Source organism: Enterobacter cloacae complex sp. IR5418, from assembly GCF_049238105.1.
In the GTDB taxonomy this organism is placed as follows: domain Bacteria; phylum Pseudomonadota; class Gammaproteobacteria; order Enterobacterales; family Enterobacteriaceae; genus Enterobacter; species Enterobacter hormaechei.
The window spans coordinates 25,780-44,379 of sequence record NZ_JBMKHS010000026.1; the positions used below are offsets into that span (position 1 = coordinate 25,780).

The following is an 18,600-nucleotide window of genomic DNA, read 5'->3' on the forward strand; positions in this document are numbered from 1 at the left end:
GCACAGGCCACAGGAACTTTACATTTGCGAAAGGGAAAAGCGTGGGGGTCAGAATGCGACGTCGACAATCAGCGTGTCGGTGTAGGTTCCGGCAGGCGGCGTGGCCTGGCTGGTAAGGACCTTAGCGGTGTAGTTGTAGGTGCGTAAAAGCCCGTCCGTGCTGACCTGCGATGAGCTGGCGCTGGCCCAGCGCTCGCTGCCGCTGCCACCCCAGCGGTTGCTAGTCGCCTCTTTGTAAATGTCGTAACTCATGAAGTTGCTGCCGCTGACCATACGACGCACGTTGTTCAGGGCATTTGCCCCATTGTTAATGCCTATGGTGTAGGTGCTGCCCTTGGTGCAGGTGACGGCGACCGACTGTGAAACGGTGGGGAAATTTTGTACCAGCGGCGCGCTGTTAAAATTGACGTCCGGCGTGGTCATGGTGCTGCAATCATTGGTGACGGTCATGTTGAGGAGGATAGAGGTGGTTGCCGTGCCGGTTTGCGGGGTCAGGCACGCCCCGACCGCACCAATGGCGCACACGTTGTAGTTGATGCTGAACGTTAACAACACCTGGTACGGCCCGGCCGTGACGTTCTGCCCCATCACGGTCCGAAAATAAAGGGGAATGTTGTAGCGCCTTGAACCCAGCAGCCCGAGCAGGGTGTTTCCGCTCCAGGTGTAGGCTTTGCTGATTTGTACTTCACTGTTTCCGCCGCAGCCGGACGCCCCGCACAGGCGCGTGGGAATGACATCGGTGATAGCCGCGTTGTCCGTACGCTTCATGGTGGCACGGCTATTCGCGAAGACGGATGCCGACGTGTAATTCAGCGTCACCGAGTCGTTAGTTAACAGGTTGAGGACGGTATCACAGGTCACCACCAGCGTGCCCGTCGTTTCCACTTCCCCGGTGCCGCTCAGCGCGAACGAGGTGACGCTGCCAAACGAAGCATTGACCGTACTGACGGTACAGGCCGCCCAGCTGCCGCCAGAAAATAGCAGCAGGAGCGCAATGAACAGGCGTCTCACGGCGCCTCCCGACAGGTCAGCGGACCGTAGGTTTGCAGCTTATGCTCAGGGTTTGCGCCAACGGTCAGCGTTGCCGTACAGCGTTTACCCTCCGGGGTGATGACCTCGAGCGGATTCACATCGTTGAGGTTTTCCAGCCAGGCGAGGCCGTCATAGCCGACAACGGCGCTGCTGCGGGAGGCACGTTTAACCTGGCTTCCCACCGGGATCGCATTGCCCTGCGCATCATGCAGGATGACGCTGGCAACCCGCTCCTGCTCCATCGGGAAATCCACCAGATAACCATTATGCCGACGGATCGCCACCCGACGCTCGGTCTCTTTCAGCCGGGTATCCGCGGGTAAGTTCAGGGTGTCAATGCGGTAGCTTGCCGGATAATAGGCGGAAACGCCGCTCACCAGCAGATAGCCTTTGTTATTGGTTTTACCCACCGGCTGGTTCTCGTAGCTGACGGGAACATCCGGATGTCCGTCGGTGCTGATCACCACAAACGCATCGTTGATTTTGTTCGCCGCAAACAGCTCACCGTCCATCAGCACGACAGACCCCATCGCCTCGCCCCACCAGGTCATCATGCCCTTCTCACCGTAGCCGCCGCCCTGTAGTTCAACGTTGTTATTCCGCCAGCCGAGCGTGGCCTGTTGATAGTCACTCGACCGCGACTGATTGGCCCAGGCCATGTTCCAGCTAAAGCCGCCGTCAGACGGCATCGAGTGGTTGTAGTTAATGCGTTGAGTGCTGCCTGCGTCAGGGGTGTTTTCAAAGGTGACGGCGGCGCTGTCACGTTCGCCGAGAGGGACCTGCAACGACAGCGCAACCGTCCAGTCGCCCCGCTGCTGGTCACGGCTGGCAGCCAGATAAATACTGCTTGAGCCCCACAGATTACGGCTCCAGGAGAGGTTGAGCAGTTCCGTTTTCTGGCTGTCAAAACTCTCAACGCCGATCCATGCCGCGCCGATATTGCCGTATTCCCCGAGGTTAAAGGTTAAGGAATACTGGTCGGTATTGCGGCTCAGGCTGGCAACGGGGTTATCATTTTCATCATAAACGGTGGGCTGATCGTACAGGGCGAGGTTGCCGAAGCCACGATCGCGTCGGGTATGCTGGGTCGCTACGCTAAACTCGCTGGTGTTGTACTGATAGCCCCAGTTTGTCTGGCCGCCGCTATCGCCGCGCATGCGGCTTTGGGTCCAGGAGGTATTCACCACCCCAAAACGCCCGAGCTTCAGCACCGTGCCCGCGCCGCCAAGCGCCAGCGACTCCGCCCCTTCCGCGTGCCCCTCCAGCGTCAGCCAGTCGGTTACTCCGTAGCGATACGATCCGCTGCCCGCCGCCGGACCATAGTCAAAATTCTCAATACCGTAGTTACGCCGCAGGCTGCCCAGCGTCACGGCGCCGTCGCTTAACCCCTGCTTCAGCAGATCGCTGGTGACATAAAACGGCAGCGTGGTACTCACCTGACGTCCCAGCGCATCGGTGGTAACCAGCACCGCATCCCCGGCACCGTTGATATACGGCAGATTAGTCAGGGTAAACGGCCCCGGCTGAAGGCGGGTGGAGCCGGAACGGTAGCCATTAATAAACAGATCGACCGAGGTCGGGACGGCCGCCTCGCCGGAAAACGCGGGCAGCGGCCAGGTCACCAGATCCGGACGCAGGGAGAAGTCGCGCCCGTAGCTGATCCCGCCCATGCGCACGCTGGTGCTCCAGCTCAGCGCATCGCTGATGACGTCCCCGGCGGTCCAGGTGGTGGCATCCTCCGCGTTGGTGATCAGAAACGTTGAGTCATAGCGCACGTACCCTTCCTGCTGCCCGCTGCTACCGGTGAAGTTCTGCCGGGCGTACCCCGTCGATGAAAACGAATAGTCCTCATTGAAATAGCGGAACTCATGCCACACCGACGCCTGGCCGCCCGTGTGCTCGGAATGGTTGGTATACACGTCGTAATTGAGCAGCGCGCCGCGGCCATAGTGCGGTTTGCTTTGTGCGCTCTGTTCGCTGAACGGCGTAACCCGCGCGGCAACCCAGTCCCGGGGGACCGTCAGCAACAGGCGCTGGGCCGAGCTGTCATACTCTGCGCGTACCGACGAAAGCGTCGAGAGATTTACCTCTCCGGCAGGCACATGCGCGGGCGGTAGCCCGGCGCGGAGCAAATCCGCGCCCGAAATAAACCAGGCGCCCTCGCGTTGCGTCACCGGCACCACCAGACCTGTGTCATAGTGGTTCAGCACCAGGGCGAGCTGGAATACTGCTTCGCCGTTCATCGTCCGTGCATCAGGCGGCGGCGGTAAACTGTCGTCGCCGGTTTCGGCAAAGGCGCTGGTACTGACGCAAAGCAGGATCATCATCGCCGGTTTCAGTTGACGGGCGTCGATTGCCATTGCGTATCCCTGGCATTAATTTGCGCGCTCATCCGATTCGGCTGATAAATGCCTGCCGGAAGCGGCCAGCTTCGGGTGCTGCCTGGCAGCACATAACCCAGCAGCCCCTCGGCAACCGTGCGCTTTTGCCCGCCCTGCTCAACCGCAACCTGGCTGAGCCGGACGTGTACATCCCCCTGATTGCTGACCTGAAGTGCGGGTTTCCCCCCCTCCTGCACGACCCGCCAGCTCAGCTGTTGGGTGTTCGCCAGCGCGTGGTGCGCCCCTTCGTTGAGGGTGGGGATCCCCTGCCCATAAACAAACAGGGGAATGGAATAGCGCATTTGCAGTTTGAGGCCCATAGACGGTTCCGCTTTGGCATCCGGCTGGGGAATTTCATCCACAATGATGCGGTAGGCCTGCTCAACCCCCGTCGGGATCGTCCCCTGCTTGATCAGGCGAATAAGCTGTTTACTGCCTTTGGCGATGGTCACGATCGGCGGGCTGGCGACCACATCCTGCTGGGCGGTGTAACGCTCGTATCCGCCCTCCTGTTTCCAGCGCACAATACGTACCTGCATTGTTGTGGCGCTGTTGCCCTGATTCTGGATCCACAACTCAGTTGCTCTGGCCTCTGCCGGAAGCCACGGATCGATGGGCCACAGAAGAATGGTTGCCGCTGCATGCGCCTGGCCCGTTGCCAGAGCCACCGCCCCCAACAGACCCACCAGGCCTGACCGCCTGAAAAATGGCTTCATCGATGTTCTCCCTTTCCTACCATGACAAGGTCACGGTGAGTTGATCTGAATAGGTTCCCGGCAGGCTAAATCCCGTCAGGAGCGCGACGCCAAAAAGAGGCAGCGCGATGTTATTGCTGTTGGTATAGGTAATCGGTATTGCCTGGTTAACCCCAATTTCGCTGTTCGCCGCCAGAGAGCTGCTGCTGTAGAGCCGGTAACCGACCACTTCGGTCCCGCCTGAACGCGTCATCCGTCGCACCGAGCTGTAATTCTGGCCGCCGTCAATGGTCATGCTCAGCGCCACGCCCGGCGTGCAGGCGATGGACAACGCGCCGTCGGCGACAAAGCTGGTGCTGACCGGCGTGCTGTCCACGCCATTGCGGGTTCCAAAATCCAGCATCCCAAAGCGCCCGCCCGTGCCGGTGCTCACCGAGCATCCCGGTACTACCGTCGCGCTCACCCTGAAGGACTGGGAGGTCACCGCCCCGACGCCGGGGCTCATCATCAGCCCGACGATCAGGGCGAAAAAAGGGTGCACGACGCCCTCTGCGCTTTCGCGCAGACATAAACACAATGCCTTCATGGCTGAATCAGTAGGTGACGCTGACGTTAATGGTGTCGGTATAGGTTCCCGGTACCACCGTTACGCTATTGCCGCCGCCCGTTATGCGCCCGTAGAGGGTATAACTGTTCACCCCGCCCGCCGTGGAGGCAACGGGCAACGCGGCGTTGTTAGCGATCACGTTGTTGTACCCGCTATCGCTATAGAGGCTGTATGCCACGCCCTGTGCCGCATTGGCGGTGTTGACCAGATAGCGGGCAGGCGTTCCAGGGGTGCCGACAACGGTTCCGGGTGCGGTGGCGTTGGTGTTGCCGGTGATCGCCACCGTATAACTGGCAGTGGTACATTGAATGGTAAAGGTGTTTCCTCCGCTGGCCCCGGTTAACTGGGTTGTCAGGGTAGAGAATGTCGCAGGATGGGTCCCGAAATCGAGTGTCCCGAAGTTAATGCCGTTTTGCGTTGGCGAGCCGTTGATCAAACAACCGTTTGTCAGCGTCAGCGTTGCCCCGATAGTGCCGCTACTGGTGACTGCCAGCGCCTGACCGACGGTCGCCGCCGTCAGCAGCGTACCCGCGCAGATAAAAAGAAGTTTTCTTTTCATTTACCACCCTCCAGAAGAAATAATGGTTCGCTTGCCATATTTTATTCATACTGTTCAGTATGTTAGCCCCGCTTAAACATTCCCCGGCGCGGTTACTGAGAATTTTGTTTATGGTTAACGCTTCAACCACTTTCAGCGGATGGGAGAGATCACTCCTTCAGTTAACAGACTATTAACAAAAATTACAAAGAGTTAGCAAAACAAAACGGGCATTATTCTTGCTTAGTCTGAGAATATATCGCCTGTAATGTGATCTGCATCACAATATATCGTCATGTTAAAAACAACGAATTTCATAAAAATTAAAAACAAGTTGTAACTCACGCAGCTTTACTTCAATTTATCCCCCGAATATTTTCCTGCGCTTAAATAAAAATTTTGTATGCATTGACGCAGGGAACTCTTTTAGCGCATAGAGGATTTTTTTGTGGCAAGTGCAAACAAACTCACGCTCTTCATCGTGATTTTCATGCTGGCGGGTATTCTTTCAGGTGCGGCGATCCATGAATATGCGTCGTCCGATGCGATACAAGCCTGGTCGGAGAACATTACGCTGCTGACCGATATTTTCCTGCGGCTGATTAAGATGGTGATTGCCCCGCTGGTGTTCAGCACCCTGACGGTGGGCATTATGAAGCTGGGTGAAACGTCGACGATTGGACGCGTCGGGGGTAAAGCGATGGTATGGTTTATCAGCTCATCCGTGCTTTCCATTCTGGTGGGGCTGTTTATTGTTACCCTTGAGCAACCCGGCAGCGGCCTGAACCTGAGCATCCCGACAGAGGCGGTTGATACCGGCCTGGCCGTTAGCGGGATGTCGCTGAAAGCCTTCCTGTCACACACCATTCCAACCAGCATTGCCGGCGCGATGGCGAACAATGAGATCCTGCAAATTGTGGTCTTCTCAATGTTCTTCGGCATTGGCGGCGCGTCATTAGGCCAAAAATTCAACGCCCCGCTGGTGGCGGCGCTGGATGTGGTCTCCCACATTATGCTTAAAGTGACGGGCTACGTGATGTACGTTGCGCCGCTGGCCATTTTTGCCGCGATTTCGTCCGTGATTGCCACCCAGGGTCTGGGCATTTTGCTGAACTATGCCTCGTTTATTGGCGGTTACTATGTGGCGATCCTCCTGACCTGTCTGGTATTGCTGGCGGTAGGTTACATGGTGCTGAAGAAAGAGATTTTCCGGCTGGTGGCGATGCTGAAGGATCCGGTGCTGGTGGCGTTTACCACCAGCAGTTCAGAAGCGGCGTACCCTAAAACCCTGGAGCAGTTAGCGCGCTTCGGCTGTTCACGGAATATCGCCTCTTTCGTCCTGCCGATCGGCTACTCGTTTAACCTGGTCGGCTCCATGGTGTACTGCTCGTTCGCCTCGATGTTTATCGCCCAGGCGTACAACATTCACCTGAGTTTCACCGAGGTGACGGTGCTGATGTTAACGCTGATGCTGGCCTCGAAAGGGATTGCGGGCGTACCGCGCTCGTCGCTGGTGGTGCTGGCGGCAACCATTCCGAGCTTTAACATTCCGGTGGCGGGGATCCTGCTGCTGATGGGTATCGACCATTTCCTGGATATGGGGCGGTCCGCCATTAACGTGCTGGGGAACGGGATTGCAACGGCGATGCTGTCGCAGAATGAAGGGGCGCGGGAAGCGGAAGCAGCGCTGGTGGAGCAGGAGGCGTAAGGATACAAAAGAGCCGGGTGGCGCTGACGCTTACCCGGCCTACGTGTTCGAGCCATTTGCAGGCCGGGTAAGGCGAAGCCGCCACCCGGCTTTGTTTTATGCCACGTGATTCGCCGCGATATCCAGCAGCGCCATCTCTTCGCTGTTCAGTAGCTTCTCAATATTTACCAGAATCAGCATACGCTCGCCGAGCGCACCCAGCCCGGTCAGGTATTCCGTCGACAGCGTGACCGCAAACTCCGGCGCAGGACGGATTTGATCGGCGGTTAGTGACAGCACGTCAGACACGCCGTCCACGACGATCCCCACCACGCGCTGCCCCAGATTCAGGACAATCACCACCGTGTTATCGTTGTACTCCACATCGCCCTGGCTGAACTTCACGCGCAGATCCACGATAGGCACAATCACACCGCGCAGGTTGGTCACACCCTTGATAAACGCTGGCGTGTTCGCGATGCGCGTTACCTGGTCGTAACCACGGATTTCCTGCACTTTCAGGATGTCGATACCGTACTCTTCATCACCTAAAGTGAAAACCAGGAATTCCTGCCCAGATGGCTCGCCCGCCAGTTTCGTTACGTTACTCATACCGGTCATGTTATTACCTTTTACTTAATCAGGCGGCTGTGTTCGCCACACGTTGTTCACGATTTAATCCCTGAAGTGCCGATACATCGACGATCAGCGCGACGCTACCATCACCCAGAATGGTGGCAGCAGAGATCCCCGGCACTTTGCGGTAGTTACTTTCCAGGTTCTTAACCACCACCTGATGCTGACCAATCAGCTGATCGACCAGCAACGCGTAGCGGCGTCCGGCGCTTTGCAGGATCACAACGATACCCTGCGTGGCCTCGGTTTTTGCCCCGTCCACTTCGAACACTTTCCACAGTTCCACCAGCGGCAGATATTCGCCACGCACTTCAAGTACGCGCTCGCCGCCCGCCAGCGGGTGCAGATCTTCTTCGCGCGGCTGGAGCGATTCCATCACCGCGTTCAGCGGCAGAATAAAGACTTCGTCCGCCACTTTAACGGACATGCCGTCGAGGATCGCCAGCGTCAGCGGCAGCAGGATACGAATTGTGGTGCCCGCGCCCTGCTTAGACTGGATCTCAACGTGACCGCCCATCTCCTGAATGTTACGTTTCACCACGTCCATGCCCACGCCACGGCCAGAAACGTCGGTGACCTGCTCTGCGGTTGAGAAGCCCGGGGCAAAAATCAGCATGCCCACTTCTTCGTCGGTCATGTTTTCGTTGACCGCCATCCCCTGCGAAATCGCCTTCGCCAGGATGCGCTCGCGGTTCAGCCCCGCGCCGTCATCGGTCACTTCAATGCAGATGTTGCCGCCCTGATGTTCCGCTGACAGGATCAGGTTCCCCACCGGCGATTTACCGGCAGCCACGCGGTTTTCCGGCAGCTCGATACCGTGGTCGAGACTGTTACGCACCAGGTGCGTTAACGGGTCGATAATGCGTTCAATCAGGCTCTTGTCCAGCTCGGTAGAGCTGCCCATTAGCGTCAGTTCGATCTGCTTGTTGAGCTTACCGGCCAGGTCGCGCACCAGACGCGGGAAGCGGCTGAAGACATACTCCATCGGCATCATGCGGATGGACATCACCGACTCCTGCAAATCGCGGGCGTTACGTTGTAACTGGCCCATGCTGGTGATGAGATCGCCGTGGGTGACCGGGTCCAGTTCGTTGGATCGCTGGGCCAGCATTGACTGGGTGATCACCAGTTCACCGACCAGGTTGATCAGCTGATCCACTTTCTCTACCGCCACGCGAATGCTCGTGGATTCGCTGGAACGCGCCGCCGGTTTTTCACCGCGGGCCGGAGCAGCCGACTCTTTAGGCACGGCTTTCAGTGCAGGGGCAGCAGGGACCACCGCAGGGGCTTTTTCTGCCGGAGCAGGCGCTTGCACTTCTGCGGTCGCAGCTTCAGTTTCAAACGCAATCTGATCCGCTTCAATCACGAAGCACAACACCGCCACAATGTCATCCTGGCCGATCCCGTCGTCGAGCGTCGCGGCCAGGCTGTCTTTGCCCTTCACCACGTTGCTGAGCGTCGCCAGATTACCCAGCTCCTCTTCCAGCAGGTCGACCTCGTTCTCTTTCAGACGTGACAGCACCACGCGCAGTTTACCTGCGGGCGCATCAGGCGCCGTATCGGGTTCGGCTACGGCGTCAACAACGCTCAGTTTTGCCGCAGGGACAACGGGCGCAGACGCCTCACCTTTGGCTTCCAGCGCTAACTGACGCAGCGCGTTGCAGATGTATTCAAAGCTGGCGGCATCAGGCTCTGCCGAACTTTTATAGGCGTCGAGCTGTTCCTGCATAATATCTTTCGTTTCCAAAAACAGGTTGATAATGTCGGTATTGAGCTGCATCTCACCGCGTCGTGCTTCATCCAGCAGGTTTTCCATTAAATGGGTGGTTTCCTGCAAAATGGTAAATCCAAACGTGCCGGCGCCGCCTTTAATGGAATGCGCCGCACGGAAGATGGCATTGAGCTGTTCTGAGTCCGGTGCCTCGGGCACCAGATCCAGCAAGTGTTGCTCCATATCGGCCAACAATTCGTCGGCTTCATCAAAGAATGTCTGGTAAAAATCGGTAATATCCATGCTCACGCTATCACCTCGGATTGGCTGGTGGCGATGTTGGAACGGCAGCCGAAGGGACGGCCCCAGGCTGTTTTAAATCGTCCAGTGACTCATTCTGACTTTCGGCGTTTTCATGCAGGATGGCCTGCTCCGCCTGCTGGTTCAGCACTAAAAGACTGATACGACGGTTGATGGCGTCATCCGGCCCGCGGTCGGTAAGGCGCATGGTTGCAGCCATGCCGACCACGCGCAGGACCTTGCCATCATCAAGCCCACCCGCCACCAGCTCGCGACGCGAGGCGTTGGCGCGATCTGCAGAAAGCTCCCAGTTGCTGTATCCCTTTTCTCCCGTGGCGTACGGGAAATCATCCGTGTGTCCGGACAGGCTAATGCGGTTAGGAATACCGTTCAGCACCGGTGCAATCGCACGCAGAATATCGCGCATATAAGGCTCCACGTCGGCGCTACCGGTTTTAAACATCGGCCGGTTCTGGCTGTCGATGATCTGAATTCGCAGCCCTTCCTGCACGAGGTCGATCTTCAGATGCGGACGCAGCGCGCGCAGTTTCGGGTCCGCTTCAATCAGCTGATCCAGGTCACCGCGCAGTTTTTTCAGGCGCGCCTGCTCCATCCGTTTTTTCAGCTCGTCGATGTTTGGCTGTTTTTTGACTTCGCCCTGCTGCTGGGTGTAATCATCACCGCAGCCAGGGATCGGGCTGTCGCTGTTCGAAATGCGTGGCCCGCCGGTGACCGCCGTCGCCAGCGGCGTTCTGAAATATTCCGCAATCTGAATAAGCTCTTTCGGGCTGGAGATGGAGATCAGCCACATCACCAGAAAGAAGGCCATCATGGCGGTCATAAAGTCGGCGTACGCGATCTTCCAGGAGCCGTGAGAACCGTGCCCGTGCCCCTTATGCTTGCGCTTTTTTACGATGACGATCGGATGGGACTGGTTTTTCATGCGTCCTCAGTTGTCGTCTGTTGGTTTGGGTTTTTCACCGCACGCACGTGCTCTTCCAGTTCGATAAACGACGGACGTTCGCTGGAATAGAGCGTCTTACGACCAAATTCGACGGCGATCGGTGGCGCGTAACCGTTGAGGTTTGAGAGCAACGTAATTTTCACGCACTGCATCATTTTGGTGGTTTCGGCGCTCTTCTGGCGCAGCACGCTCGCCAGCGGGGAGATAAAGCCGTAGGCCAGTAAAATACCGAGAAACGTCCCCACCATCGCGTGGGCAATCAGCGCGCCCAGTTCAGCCGCCGGGCGATCCGCCGAGGCCAGGGCATGCACCACGCCCATGACCGCCGCCACGATCCCAAAGGCCGGAAGCGAGTCACCCACCAGCGCCAGGCTGTTAGCCGGCACTTCAGATTCGCTCTCGTGGGTTTCGATCTCTTCGTCCATCAGGGCTTCAATTTCGAAGGTGTTCATGTTGCCGCTGATGATCAGGCGCAGGTAATCGACGATAAAACTGAGCATCATCGCGTCGGCCAGAATACGCGGGTAGCTGGCGAAAATTTCGCTCTCTTTCGGGTTTTCGATGTCCCGCTCCAGCGAGAACATCCCCTGCTGACGTGACTTCGCCATCAGGCGATAGAGCAGCGCCAGCAGATCCATATACATGCTTTTGGTGTATTTTGAGCGACGAAACAGCAGCGGAATCGCCTTCAGCGTGCCCTTGATCGATTTACCGTTGTTACCAACGATAAAAGCCCCTACCCCTGCCCCGCCGATGATGACAAGTTCAGCCGGTTGATAGAGTGCTCCAAGGTGCCCGCCGGTCATCATGTAACCGCCGAAAACTGTACCGAGAACTACCAGGTAACCTAATAAGATAAGCACGACATCATCCTTCCGCTAGTGACTATGGCAGGACGTTCATTTCGAGCGCGTGACCGGAACGCAGGGTAAAAAAAAGCAGCGGTAATCGCTTACCGCTGCTGGAATCTTGCCCACAGGTTCGGGTTAAACAGCGTGTTCGATCTGTTCATCCAGCAGTTGTGGAATAATATCGGCAGCATCCCGGGAAAGTTTACGTCTTTTTACGGCTCGGGATGGAGGCTGGCACAAACTACAGGCGAAGCTGCCCGCAGGCTGGTGCGCGTGGGTTATAAAATTACCGTCACAGCAGTTGCAGCGCGACAATTCGAGCATTCCGCTTTCAACAAAACGCACCAGCGTCCAGGCGCGGGTCAGCGCCAGCAGGGGTCCCTCTTCCTGTTGCGGGCATTGCTCAAGGTAAAGTTTGTAAGCTTTGATCACGGCATCAACGCCGCTGCATAAGCCCGTTTTAAGCAGGTACTGCCAGGCGTTACAGAACATGGAAGCATGGATGTTCTGCTCCCAGGTCATGAACCAGTCAGTCGAAAACGGCAGCATGCCTTTTGGCGGCGGGCTACCACGCAATTCTTTGTACAGCTTGATCAGACGACCACGGCTCAGCTGCGTCTCGCTTTCCAGCATTTGTAAACGCGCGCCCAGCGTGATGAGTTCCATTGCCAGCTGGATATCACGGGCTTCCTGAACAATGCTTTTTTCGCTCATTGTTAAGCCCTTTTCTTCCGGGCTACGTCATCAGGCTGGCTGATTTCGTTGAGCAGGCGGGTGGAGAGAAGAATACCGGTGTGGATCTGTTGCAGATCGTCCACGCGGGATTCCTGAGTCAGACGCGTAATGGTCTGCGGGTTATCAAAACGGAACTGGCAGACAAGTTGGTTGGTTTCAGCCAGCTTGACCATTTGCGGAAGTGTTAATCCACCCAGCATGGTTGCCATCTCTTCGTTAACACCCAGACGAAACATCGCTGACGGTTTGTCCTGACTAATCAAACGCTGCGCGAGCAATAAATACGACAAATTGATGTCATTAATATGTTTTAGCAACTCGGATGTATGCATTTTTCCCATCCAGAATAACCAACTATTATTTTTATGCGGAAAGACCGCACCTCGTGATGTCGCCGGGAAATCACCCGGTATAAAAAGAAAAGGCCAAATGCATAGTTGAATTTAGGTTTGTACGTCGTAAAGCGCGTGACCGGTTAACATGGCCAAAATGTCGGTTACACATTTTATCTTTTCTTACAAATAACTAAGATTTTTCCTAATTCGACGCAAACTCTACTCGTCAGTTTTGACACATACAATGCAGCCCCCCCCTGAAATTTAAAATAAATGTGATCTTCGTCACATAATTTACGCGAATGTAACCCATAAATCCATCAGCGTGACTTGTAATTTGGCTATTTATTGACCAAGCAAAGCTGGTTTATATTCTTATGGGACGAATACTCATGCAGAAGGATGAGGGGATCGGGTATGCAAATTGCTAACTCGAAAAAGCACTGTCCTTGCGTGTGACAAAGCACACTTACGTCAGGATAGAGCCGGAGTTAATTAAGTAAAAACAGCAGGTTATCTTTTCCTTTCGTAAAAGAAGTTTCGCTGCGTAACCGTCACGCTTGCGTTGACGATCGGTTAACACGATTTAACAGCACGGAAGGCTAAATGTGTGATTTACGTTAAGTTGTTAATTATTTTCATTTGCCGCCCGCTTTTCGTTATTCTTCTTATAAGAATAATTAATGAATAATTATGATAAGGTTCACACTATTGTCGCATGCACCTCTTGCAGAAGCGGCAGATTCGCGGTAAAGCTTGAGAAACGTGTCATTCTGACATCAAAGGAGTGTGTGATGAGTTACTCCCATCTTCTTGTTTCTGTTGCTGTTTCCCCAGAAAGCCATCAACTCGTCGCCCGTGCCGTGTCAATTGCCAGCCCGAACAACGCCCGCATTAGTCTGATCACCCTGGCCGCTGAACCCGAGATGTATAATCAACTGGCAGCGCCGATGCTGGAAGATATTCGTGAGGTTCTTCAGGAGGAAACGCAGCAATTTCTGCGCGAACTGGTTGAGCGGGCAAACTATCCTGTCCATCAGACGGTGATTGCCACGGGGGAATTAAGTGGACATATTCTCGACATGTGCCAGAAACAGAATATTGACCTGGTGATTTGCGGCAATCATAACCAGAGCTTTTTTTCTCGTGCGGCGTGCTCGGCAAAAACTATCGTTTCGTCAAGCCAGGTTGATGTCCTGCTGGTGCCTCTCGGGGGCAATTAATGCCCCCGGAGAAAATCAGGCAAGTTTAGGGAATGTCGCGATCTTTTTTTGCAGGTTACCTTCCTGACTTTGCGGCTGGATCGCGCGTAAATCGTCAATAAAACGTGCCTGCCAGTGGTTGATATCATTCTTAACGATGGTCTCCATCATTTCCGAATGACGTGAAATACGTTCCGCAAGCGGCATGGTTAGCGCGCGGTTCAGGGCATTGGCCACGTCATCGCGATCGTAAGGGTTTACAATCAGCGCTGAGGTTAGCTCGTTTGCCGCACCGGCAAATTGCGACAGCACCAGCACGCCCGGGTCAGCAGGATCTTGTGCTGCAACATACTCTTTTGCCACCAGATTCATCCCGTCGCGCAGCGGCGTGACCAGCCCGACGTCCGCATAGCGGAACACCTTCATCAGAATTTTGCGCTCAAAGTGCTGATTCAGATAGAAAAGCGGTGTCCAGCCGAGCTGCCCGTAGCGTCCGTTGATGCGCCCTGCTTCGGTCTCCAGCTGGTGACGAATATCCTGATAGGCCTGGACCTCGCCGCGCGAGGTCGGCGCAATCTGGGTATAGCGGATCTTGCCGTGATGCTGCGGGAATTTATCCAGCAGGGTTTCGTAAGCGAGGAACCGCTCCGGCAGGCCTTTGGAATAATCCAGCCGTTCAACCGAAAAGATATTCTTAACGTGCTTAAGTTCATCCTTGAGCTGGGCAAGCTTCGGTGGCAGCGGACCGGAGGCCTGCTCGGCAATTTCGTCTGGCTCAATACCAATCGGGTAGACTTCGGTATGGAAGTTTCGTCCCCACGCGGTGTGCGATTTCCCGCCGTGAGTGACCAGCCGGGTTTTACCCGACACGCTGTCGAGGAAGGCCAGCCTGTCATTTTCCGTCTGGAACCCGAGCAGGTCATAATCGGACAACGCTTCAAGAATTTCATCATGCTGCGGCAGCGCGGTAAAAATCTCCGGCGTCGGGAACGGAATGTGCAGGAAGAAGCCGATCCGGTTATTCACACCCCGTTTTCGCAGCTCCCTGGCGAAGGGCAGCAGATGGTAATCGTGGATCCATAAAATATCGTCCTCTTCGATCAGCGGCAGCAGTTTATCTGCCAGCAGCGCGTTGACGCGCATATAGCCTTCATACGATTCACGCTGGAACTTCACCAGATCCAGACGATAGTGAAACGCTGGCCACAGCACGGCGTTAGAGAACTCAGAATAATATTCATCGTAGTCCTTCTCACTGAGTGCGAAGGAGGCCCATGTGATATTGCCCCGTGACACCTTTTTTAGCGGTTTCTCATCATTACTGATTTCCCCGCTCCAGCCAAACCAGAGACCACCCGCGGCTTTAAGGGCACCTAATACCCCGACCGCCAGGCCACCGGCACTGGCTTTTTTATCATCCGGCGGTGCGATGCGATTAGAGACGACGACTAAGCGACCCATAATGATTTCTCCCGTTGTTTTGCGCTATTTGTTGTTGTTGCTGGTTAGCGACGTCAGATATCCACTGCCATACGCTGGCGACATTTTCCAGCCGCCATCCGGCAATGGTTTCACCAGGACCAACCTTGACAGACATGCCCCCGGCCTGGTTTACCACCCTGAACCCGGCCTCGTCGGTCAGGTCATCCCCAAAAAAGACGGGTGTACGCCCTTTGAACGGCGCTTCCGCCATAAACGCTGCAATGGCAGCGCCTTTATTAATTCCTGCCGGTTTTATCTCAACCACACATTTACCCGGCTGTAAGGCCAGCTCCGGATGGGCGTCCGCCACGCTTCTTGCTACCGCAAAGATCGCCGCTTCATGATGGGGCGCCTGACGGTAGTGCAGCGCAAAGGCCATGCCTTTGGCTTCCAGTTCCGTACCGGGAAGCGTTTCCAGAGCCGAAGAGAGTTGCGCATGCAGCGCCTGAATCAGCGTATCGGGGAGTGAAACTATATGCAGTTGATCATGGATATCGCGGCGCTCCGCTCCGTGCACACCGGCCAGCGGAAAGTGATAAGGACTGGCGAGCACATCCAGCTCGGCCATTGAGCGCCCTGAAATCAATGCCAGTGCCCCCTCGTTCTGTCGGGAGAGCTGCTGCAAATTCTCTAACACCGTATCCGGTACAACAACGTCATCCGGGTGCGGTTCAATCCCGGCGAGCGTCCCGTCGAGGTCAAAAAAGAAAGCAAATTTTCCGGGCAGTACAGGCGGTGCGGTTAACAAGTCAGCCACCCTAATCCTCCTTACAGTGAATAAAACAGCCATGTAAGTATAGACAGTGTGACGGTGCTCGCCATTTAGCAACCGGCCCGTCAGCAAAACTGGCGGGCCGGTCAGAGGCTCAACTATGGTTAATAGTTGAGCATATTAGTGGTTGAAAATGAATCAGATGGTTCGCTTCGCTTTTTGCTTGTAACGGTCGAAGATCACCGCTGCCAGCAGGATCAGACCACGTACGACGTACTGAGAGAACGGAGAAATATTAAGCAGGTTCATGGCGTTCTCCACGGTCCCCAGAATCAGGATCCCTGCCACCACATATGAGATTTTTCCGATGCCGCCCTTGAGGGATACGCCCCCCAAAACGCAGGCTGAAATGACAATCAGCTCATAACCGATAGAGGTCATTGGCTGGCCACTGGTCATACGCGACGCCAGAATAATCCCCGCCGCCGCCGATACCAGCCCGGAAAGTACGAAGATAATGATCTTGGTTCGCACGACCGGGACACCCGCCAGGCGTGCCGCTTCCTCGTTCCCGCCAATCGCCAGGGTATTGCGGCCAAAGGTGGTGCGGTTAAGCAGGAAACCGAACAGGATCAAACAGGCTACCGTCAGCCAGATTGGTGCAGGCAGGCCCAGCCAGTTGGCATAGCCCAGCGTAAAGAAACGCTCATCTTCAATCCCCACCGCTTTACCGTCGGAGATGATATAGGCCAGACCGCGCACGATTTGCATGGTCGCCAGCGTCGTGATCAGGGCGTTGATCTTCAGGCGCGCAATGACAAACCCGTTCACCAGGCCGCTCAGCACGCCGAGCATCAGCCCGGCCAGCACGCCGATCCACAGGCTCTCGGTCATGTTGATCACCACGGCGGTGGTGACGCCAGCGCAGGCAATCACCGAGGCGACCGACAGGTCAAAATCGCCGGAGGCCAGGCAGAACAGCATGCCACAGGCCACCATGCCGGACATGGAGATGGCCAGCCCCAGCCCCTTCATATTGATGAAGGTGGCGAAGTTCGGCACAAAAATCGCGCAGGCGACGAACAGGGCAGCAAAGACCACCAGTATGCCGTACTGGTCCCAGATGCGGCCAAAACTGAAAGCCGACTTCGGCGCTCCGGATGTAGTAACAGAGGACATCATTGACTCCTTACTCAGGCGACAGCCTGGCTAACTTTAGGCATGGCGAGACTCAACGCCTGTTGTTCATTCGCCTGTTCATGCAGCAATTCACCGGCAATTTCACCTTCACGCATCACAACAATGCGGTCGGCAACGCCCAGCACCTCGGGCAGATCGCTGGAGGCGAACAGAACCGCCACGCCGCGTTTTGCCAGCTCATAGATAACGTTATAGATTTCGTGTTTCGCCCCCACGTCGATACCGCGCGTTGGCTCATCCAGCAAAATGACCTTCATATCTTCCGACAGCCAGCGGCCCAGAATCGCCTTCTGCTGGTTGCCGCCGGACAGATTCATGATCAGCTGTTCCGCACCGGGGGTTTTGATGTTCAGCGAACGGATATGGTGATCCGCGTTGCTCGCCTCCCAGCCATCGTTAATCAGGCATCCCGCGCGGATGAACTTGCGCCGGGCAGAGATGTTGATGTTGTCGCGCACCGAGTGCACCGGAATGATGCCTTCGGCCTTTCGATCTTCCGGGCAGAGCATGATACCGGCGTTAATCGCCTGGGCAGGCTTCTGAATATCGACCTTTTTCCCGTCGACGAAGACCTGGCCCTGGGTAATGCGCGTCCCGCCAAACAGCCCTTTCATCAGCTCGCTGCGCCCTGCCCCTACAAGACCAAACAGCCCGACGATTTCGCCGCTGCGCACCGAGAGTGAAATGGGCGTGCGGACGCCTGGGGCTTTAACGTTATCCAGACGCAAACGCTCCGGGCCATACTCGCGCGGTTTCCAGTGGTAAATATCCCCCAGATCGCGTCCAACCATCGCCTGCACCAGCTGATCGTGGTTGACCTGCTGCATATCGGTGAAGGTGCGCACGTAGCGGCCATCTTTAAACACGGTGATGGCATCGCTTAGGGCAAAAATCTCTTCCATACGGTGAGAAACGTACAGAATGATGCGGCCCTCTTTGCGCAGTTCGCGGATCACACGAAAGAGATTTTCTATTTCACGCGCTGAGAGCGAACTGGTTGGCTCGTCAAAAGCGATAATTTTGGCGTTGCGCGCCAGTGCTTTAGCAATTTCCACCATCTGCCACTGGCCGATGGAGAGATACTTAAGGGGCGTTTGCGGATCGACATCCAGCCCAAGATGCTTAAGCTGCAAGCCCGCTTCATAGTTGAGCAGCGAGCGGTTGACCACCCCGCTTTTATGCGGAAGCTGGCCCAGATAGATGTTCTCCGCCACTGTCATCTCGGGAATGAGGTGCAGTTCCTGATAGATGATGGCGACGCCCGCGTTTAGCGCGGCCGTAGTGTCGGCAAAGGCCACCTCTTCGCCGCGAATGGCCAGCGTGCCGGTAGTGGGCGTGTAGTTGCCGCTGAGAATTTTAAGCAGCGTGGATTTTCCCGCGCCGTTCTCCCCCATCAGGGCGTGAACCTGGCCGGCATAGCAGTCAAAGCTGATATCGGTCAGCGCGTTTACACCGGGGAACGTTTTACCGATGCCGCGGAAAGAGAGATACGGATCAGACTGTTGCATAACGACTCCGTGATTCCTGTAGTG

17 protein-coding genes are annotated in these 18,600 nt (G+C 55.9%); 2 read left to right on the forward strand and 15 right to left on the reverse strand.

Annotated features, from left to right (window positions below):
- Positions 1-48: 48 nt before the first annotated feature.
- The 5 genes from ACOTX7_RS17845 to ACOTX7_RS17865 are packed head-to-tail and all read right to left on the reverse strand — an operon-like array spanning position 49 to position 5,274.
- The gene (locus ACOTX7_RS17845; RefSeq protein WP_221256148.1) at positions 49-1,011 is read right to left on the reverse strand and encodes a Csu type fimbrial protein; all 963 of its coding nucleotides are present in this window, start codon (positions 1,009-1,011) and stop codon (positions 49-51) included.
- Positions 1,008-3,392, reverse strand: a complete 2,385-nt coding sequence (locus ACOTX7_RS17850; RefSeq protein WP_221813613.1) for a fimbria/pilus outer membrane usher protein — start codon at positions 3,390-3,392, stop codon at positions 1,008-1,010. The genes ACOTX7_RS17845 and ACOTX7_RS17850 overlap by 4 nt, the downstream gene beginning before the upstream one ends.
- Positions 3,368-4,129 (reverse strand): fimbrial biogenesis chaperone, encoded by a 762-nt coding sequence (locus ACOTX7_RS17855; protein ID WP_205921833.1) that lies wholly within the window; start codon positions 4,127-4,129, stop codon positions 3,368-3,370. The genes ACOTX7_RS17850 and ACOTX7_RS17855 overlap by 25 nt, the downstream gene beginning before the upstream one ends.
- Positions 4,130-4,145: 16 nt before the next feature.
- The gene (locus ACOTX7_RS17860) at positions 4,146-4,694 is read right to left on the reverse strand and encodes a Csu type fimbrial protein (RefSeq protein WP_006811108.1); all 549 of its coding nucleotides are present in this window, start codon (positions 4,692-4,694) and stop codon (positions 4,146-4,148) included.
- Between the two features lie 7 nt (positions 4,695-4,701).
- Positions 4,702-5,274, reverse strand: a complete 573-nt coding sequence (locus tag ACOTX7_RS17865) for a Csu type fimbrial protein (RefSeq protein ID WP_003859701.1) — start codon at positions 5,272-5,274, stop codon at positions 4,702-4,704.
- A 427-nt stretch (positions 5,275-5,701) separates the two neighbouring features.
- On the opposite strand from ACOTX7_RS17865, the gene ACOTX7_RS17870 reads away from it, so the two are divergent.
- Complete coding sequence (locus tag ACOTX7_RS17870) at positions 5,702-6,961, forward strand: dicarboxylate/amino acid:cation symporter (protein ID WP_063133342.1); 1,260 nt, start codon at positions 5,702-5,704, stop codon at positions 6,959-6,961.
- A gap of 96 nt (positions 6,962-7,057) precedes the next feature.
- Here ACOTX7_RS17870 and cheW read toward each other — a convergent pair whose 3' ends face one another.
- The 6 genes from cheW to flhD form a co-directional block, all read right to left on the reverse strand.
- On the reverse strand, positions 7,058-7,561 hold the full coding sequence (gene cheW / locus ACOTX7_RS17875; RefSeq protein ID WP_003859699.1) for a chemotaxis protein CheW: 504 nt from the start codon (positions 7,559-7,561) through the stop codon (positions 7,058-7,060).
- A 19-nt stretch (positions 7,562-7,580) separates the two neighbouring features.
- Complete coding sequence (gene cheA, locus ACOTX7_RS17880) at positions 7,581-9,596, reverse strand: chemotaxis protein CheA (RefSeq protein ID WP_221813612.1); 2,016 nt, start codon at positions 9,594-9,596, stop codon at positions 7,581-7,583.
- 4 nt (positions 9,597-9,600) lie between these two features.
- On the reverse strand, positions 9,601-10,530 hold the full coding sequence (motB, locus tag ACOTX7_RS17885) for a flagellar motor protein MotB (protein WP_221256151.1): 930 nt from the start codon (positions 10,528-10,530) through the stop codon (positions 9,601-9,603).
- Entirely contained in the window at positions 10,527-11,414 is an 888-nt protein-coding gene (gene motA, locus ACOTX7_RS17890; protein ID WP_221256152.1) for a flagellar motor stator protein MotA, read from the reverse strand. The genes motB and motA overlap by 4 nt, the downstream gene beginning before the upstream one ends.
- A 123-nt stretch (positions 11,415-11,537) precedes the next feature.
- Entirely contained in the window at positions 11,538-12,116 is a 579-nt protein-coding gene (gene flhC / locus ACOTX7_RS17895; RefSeq protein ID WP_003859695.1) for a flagellar transcriptional regulator FlhC, read from the reverse strand.
- 2 nt (positions 12,117-12,118) lie between these two features.
- The gene (gene flhD / locus ACOTX7_RS17900; protein WP_221256153.1) at positions 12,119-12,469 is read right to left on the reverse strand and encodes a flagellar transcriptional regulator FlhD; all 351 of its coding nucleotides are present in this window, start codon (positions 12,467-12,469) and stop codon (positions 12,119-12,121) included.
- Between the two features lie 797 nt (positions 12,470-13,266).
- Between flhD and uspC the strand changes: the two genes are divergently transcribed.
- Complete coding sequence (gene uspC / locus ACOTX7_RS17905; protein ID WP_221256154.1) at positions 13,267-13,695, forward strand: universal stress protein UspC; 429 nt, start codon at positions 13,267-13,269, stop codon at positions 13,693-13,695.
- A gap of 15 nt (positions 13,696-13,710) precedes the next feature.
- Here the strand turns inward: uspC and otsA are convergent, their stop codons facing one another.
- The 4 genes from otsA to araG all read right to left on the reverse strand — a co-directional run bounded on the left by otsA (position 13,711) and on the right by araG (position 18,576).
- Positions 13,711-15,135: an alpha,alpha-trehalose-phosphate synthase gene (otsA, locus tag ACOTX7_RS17910; protein ID WP_006811113.1), complete on the reverse strand. Its 1,425-nt coding sequence runs from the start codon at positions 15,133-15,135 to the stop codon at positions 13,711-13,713.
- The gene (gene otsB, locus ACOTX7_RS17915; RefSeq protein ID WP_047353374.1) at positions 15,110-15,913 is read right to left on the reverse strand and encodes a trehalose-phosphatase; all 804 of its coding nucleotides are present in this window, start codon (positions 15,911-15,913) and stop codon (positions 15,110-15,112) included. The genes otsA and otsB overlap by 26 nt, the downstream gene beginning before the upstream one ends.
- A 153-nt stretch (positions 15,914-16,066) precedes the next feature.
- A complete protein-coding gene (gene araH / locus ACOTX7_RS17920; protein ID WP_421626142.1) occupies positions 16,067-17,047 on the reverse strand; it encodes an L-arabinose ABC transporter permease AraH in 981 nt (326 codons plus the stop codon).
- A 14-nt stretch (positions 17,048-17,061) separates the two neighbouring features.
- The gene (gene araG / locus ACOTX7_RS17925; RefSeq protein ID WP_003859688.1) at positions 17,062-18,576 is read right to left on the reverse strand and encodes an L-arabinose ABC transporter ATP-binding protein AraG; all 1,515 of its coding nucleotides are present in this window, start codon (positions 18,574-18,576) and stop codon (positions 17,062-17,064) included.
- Positions 18,577-18,600: the final 24 nt, after the last annotated feature.

Excerpts from the sequence above, each read along its gene's own strand:
- ACOTX7_RS17855 (WP_205921833.1), bottom strand. The coding sequence starts at position 4,129 with ATGAAGCCATTTTTCAGGCGGTCAGGCCTGGTGGGTCTGTTGGGGGCG.
- araH (WP_421626142.1), bottom strand. The coding sequence starts at position 17,047 with ATGTCCTCTGTTACTACATCCGGAGCGCCGAAGTCGGCTTTCAGTTTT.
- flhD (WP_221256153.1), bottom strand. The coding sequence starts at position 12,469 with ATGCATACATCCGAGTTGCTAAAACATATTAATGACATCAATTTGTCG.
- ACOTX7_RS17865 (WP_003859701.1), bottom strand. The coding sequence starts at position 5,274 with ATGAAAAGAAAACTTCTTTTTATCTGCGCGGGTACGCTGCTGACGGCG.
- ACOTX7_RS17850 (WP_221813613.1), bottom strand. The coding sequence starts at position 3,392 with ATGGCAATCGACGCCCGTCAACTGAAACCGGCGATGATGATCCTGCTT.
- araG (WP_003859688.1), bottom strand. The coding sequence starts at position 18,576 with ATGCAACAGTCTGATCCGTATCTCTCTTTCCGCGGCATCGGTAAAACG.
- uspC (WP_221256154.1), top strand. The coding sequence starts at position 13,267 with ATGAGTTACTCCCATCTTCTTGTTTCTGTTGCTGTTTCCCCAGAAAGC.
- motB (WP_221256151.1), bottom strand. The coding sequence starts at position 10,530 with ATGAAAAACCAGTCCCATCCGATCGTCATCGTAAAAAAGCGCAAGCAT.
- ACOTX7_RS17860 (WP_006811108.1), bottom strand. The coding sequence starts at position 4,694 with ATGAAGGCATTGTGTTTATGTCTGCGCGAAAGCGCAGAGGGCGTCGTG.
- otsA (WP_006811113.1), bottom strand. The coding sequence starts at position 15,135 with ATGGGTCGCTTAGTCGTCGTCTCTAATCGCATCGCACCGCCGGATGAT.
- flhC (WP_003859695.1), bottom strand. The coding sequence starts at position 12,116 with ATGAGCGAAAAAAGCATTGTTCAGGAAGCCCGTGATATCCAGCTGGCA.
- cheW (WP_003859699.1), bottom strand. The coding sequence starts at position 7,561 with ATGACCGGTATGAGTAACGTAACGAAACTGGCGGGCGAGCCATCTGGG.